Here is a 3,217-nt window from a genome sequence, read left to right as displayed (position 1 = left end):
CCGCTTTCAAGGTTTTTCTTCACCATCGCAGCCAGCCCCGGCTCGAAGATGGTCACATGGCCTTTTTGCAGCGATTCGACCTTGCTCTTGTCAACGTCCATGCAGATGACATCGTGACCGACTTCGGCCAATACGGTGGCCTGCACCAGACCGACGTAACCACTACCAAATACACTGATTTTCATGGGGCATTCCTGGGACTTGTGGTGCTAGCACGGCGAGAGTTAATAACCAGTACTCCGAGGATGACCAAGGCCACCCCCAGGGTTTTTGAAAGCGAAAAATCTTCGTTGAACACCGGCAGGCTGGCCGCCAGCAGGTACACCAGCGCGTAGCTGATGCTGAGCAGCGAATAGGCGCGGCCCAAGGGCAAATGTTTGAGCGCGCCGAGCCAGCAGAGCATCGACAGCGCGTAGGCGATGATCGCCAGGATCACCACGCCCAGGGCGCTCAGGTCGATCGTGTGGCTGTTGAACGCGTTGAGCCATTCGGTGGGCAATGGCAGGCGCGTCATGCTCCAGCGCATGCCCAATTGGGCGGCGCTGACCAAGCCGACGCTGCCCAGGGCCAGGGCAAACCCTTGCACCCGGCTCATACGTGACGCCCCAGCAAGACCACTCCGCCGATGACCAGCGCCACACCGAGCCAATGACGGCCATCGATGTGTTCATGAAACACAAACCGCGCCATCAGCGTGACCAATACAAAATTCAGGCTGAGCATGGGGTAGGCGATGCCCACTTCCAGGCGCTGCAACACCAGCAGCCACACCAGCAGGCCAAGGCCCAGGCACACCAGTGCGGACCACAGCCAGGGCTCGCGCAGTTTCGGCGCCCATCCGTCCGGCTGGTCGCGCCAGCGCTCCACGGCAAACTTCTGCGAGACCTGGCCCATGCAGGTGAGCAAGCACGCGCTCAACAACAGCAGCAGGGTGATCATTGCGCAGCCTGTGGAAAGATCAGGATCACCAGGTTGCCCTGCTCGTAGCGCTTGCCGTCAGCGGGCAGCAAGTTGACTTCGGCAACTTCATCGTCACCCTTGACGCGCATGACCACGCCGACCGAGCCTTTTTTACGGGCCTCGCTCATCCATTGCTGGACAGCGTTGGTGTCGATCCGGCGGTGAGCAGTGTCCGGGTAGGCGATGCCGTATTTCACTTCGCCGACAGTGTTATAGAGCGCGATGTCCGGGCGTCCGAGGCGCCATGACAGGGCGGAAGCAGCGCCCAGATCATTACTGAGCAATGCGCCCGTCGACTTCAATTCCTGCTCATGGTCGATGATGAACTGATCAGGGATCTTGTTGTAAACCACCGAATGCGGGAGTGCGGCCGGCACCAGTAACACCAGCAACCAACTGCCGATGGCAGGCGCGGCCCACAGCTTCAGCGGGCGCGCGGCTTGCAGCAGGTTGGCGATGATCCAGCCGAACAGGAACACAAACACCAGGACCAGGCTGAGGGTTTCCTCGCCGTGTTCGTACACCGGCCTTTTCAACTGGAACCAGCTGATTGCCAACAGCGCCAGCACGCCGAAAACCAGGTTCAACCCGCCATTGAGGCGCAAAATGCGGCCGCGGCCTTGAGCCAGTTTGTCGCTCAGGGTCGAACCCATCAGCAAGGCCAAGGGCAGCAGGCACGGCATGATGTAGGACGGCAGCTTGCCCTTGGCCAGGCTGAAAAACGCCAAGGGCATCAACAGCCATAGCAGTAGAAAAGCCGTCTTGGGCAGGCGTTTTTCCAGCCATGCCTGTTTGACCGTGGACGGCAACACCGCAACCCACGGCAACGCGAACGCTACCAGCAGCGGCAAGTAGAACCAGAACGGCTCGGCGTGTTGGGCATCATCACCGGCAAAGCGCTGGATATGCTCGTGCCAGAAGAAGAAGTTCCAGTAGTCCGGCTCTTGCAGGTGCACGGCCAGCGCCCAAGGCAGACTGACGACAATCGCCACCACCACGGCCACCAGGCCATAGCCGAGCAATTCACGAAAGCGTTTCTGCCAGATGGCGTAGGGCAGGGCGATCAGCACTGGCAGCAGCCAGGCCAAAAAGCCTTTGGTCATGAAACCCATGCCGCAGGCAAACCCCAGCAGGGCCCAGGCGCCCAAGCGACCGTTACGCGTGGTGCTGTCGAAGCAGAACCACAGCGCAGCGCCGGTCAGGTTGACCCAAAAGGTGAACTGCGGGTCCAGGTTGGCGTAGCCACCGAGCAACGCGACGCTGATAAAGCTCATGTACAGCACGGTGCTGACCAGGCTTTTCTGCGGGTCGTTCCACAACCGGCGCGACACCAGGTAAACCAGCAGGATGCTCAACCCGGTGCTCAACGCCGAGGCAAACCGCACGCCAAACAGGTTTTGCCCGAAAATCGCCTGGCCCAGGGCGATCATCCAGTAGCCCGCAGCGGGTTTCTCGAAATAACGAATGCCCATGAAATGCGGCGAGGCCCATTTGCCGGTCAGCAGCATTTCCTGGCTGATCTGTGCGTAACGGGTTTCATCGGGAATCCACAGGCCGTGGGTGGCCAGCGGAAGCAGGTAAAACACACCAAACGCCAGCAGGAGCAGGGGCAATGCCAAGCGCCGAATCATGCCTGCTGCACTCCGAGCCAACCCTCACGGCCGCTGAGTGCGCCACGTACCAGCTGTTGCTGGGGCAGGGTGGTCACATCCGCCGGCAACAGGTCGCCCAGAGGTTTGAAGTCGATGCCGCGCTGCCCTGCCTGGGCGAGCAATTGGCGAAAATCATTGGCCATCAGAATCCCTTCTACTTCTGCGTGGATCGTGTAGACGTTCAGCTTCGACTCGGTAAACCGGTCAAGAATGAAGCTGTTGAAATCGTTGGCAGCCACCACCGGCCCGACGACTTCGTCGAAGGTCGGCAGGTCTACCGGAATTTGTGGGGTGCCCGCGCTGCCATCGGCCAGTGTCGGCCTGAACAGGCTGGTGCCCCGGCAATCGCTGTTGTAGCGAAAGTTGAAGCCTTGCTTGGCTTGCACCACGCGCTCATCGGCACGCCAACCGGCGGCCGCTGAACAGTCGATACGCTCACCGAGGATGTCGCTCAGGGTGTCGACGCCACGGCGAATCTGCTCGACCAACTGTGCGTCGCTCCAGCGCCCGGTGTTGGCCTGCCAGCCGTGGTGATCCCACGCGTGCAGGCCGACTTCATGGCCGGCCGCCTTGGCCTGGCGCATCAAGTGCCCCAGGTCACGGCC

Annotated in this window: 4 protein-coding genes and 1 pseudogene; all 5 read right to left on the bottom strand. The window is 60.9% G+C overall.

What is annotated here, in order from left to right; all coding sequences use genetic code 11:
* Positions 1 to 185 (bottom strand): annotated as a pseudogene (locus tag WBB95_RS08610) (UDP-glucose 6-dehydrogenase); the annotation flags it as partial.
* Complete coding sequence (gene arnF / locus WBB95_RS08605) at positions 182 to 595, bottom strand: 4-amino-4-deoxy-L-arabinose-phosphoundecaprenol flippase subunit ArnF (protein WP_424487194.1); 414 nt, start codon at positions 593 to 595, stop codon at positions 182 to 184. The pseudogene WBB95_RS08610 and the gene arnF, both read right to left, overlap by 4 nt.
* Positions 592 to 939, bottom strand: a complete 348-nt coding sequence (gene arnE / locus WBB95_RS08600; protein WP_424487193.1) for a 4-amino-4-deoxy-L-arabinose-phosphoundecaprenol flippase subunit ArnE — start codon at positions 937 to 939, stop codon at positions 592 to 594. Before arnE ends, arnF begins: the two co-directional genes overlap by 4 nt.
* Positions 936 to 2,591: a lipid IV(A) 4-amino-4-deoxy-L-arabinosyltransferase gene (gene arnT / locus WBB95_RS08595; protein ID WP_424487192.1), complete on the bottom strand. Its 1,656-nt coding sequence runs from the start codon at positions 2,589 to 2,591 to the stop codon at positions 936 to 938. Before arnT ends, arnE begins: the two co-directional genes overlap by 4 nt.
* On the bottom strand, positions 2,588 to 3,217 hold a 630-nt coding region (locus WBB95_RS08590), incomplete at its 5' end, for a polysaccharide deacetylase family protein (protein ID WP_424487191.1). The genes arnT and WBB95_RS08590, both read right to left, overlap by 4 nt.

The sequence above is a fragment of the Pseudomonas sp. genome (assembly GCF_049645325.1).
In the GTDB taxonomy this organism is placed as follows: domain Bacteria; phylum Pseudomonadota; class Gammaproteobacteria; order Pseudomonadales; family Pseudomonadaceae; genus Aquipseudomonas.
The sequence above is the reverse complement of the archived record's forward strand: the minus strand, read 5'-3'. Positions and strand labels throughout refer to the sequence as shown.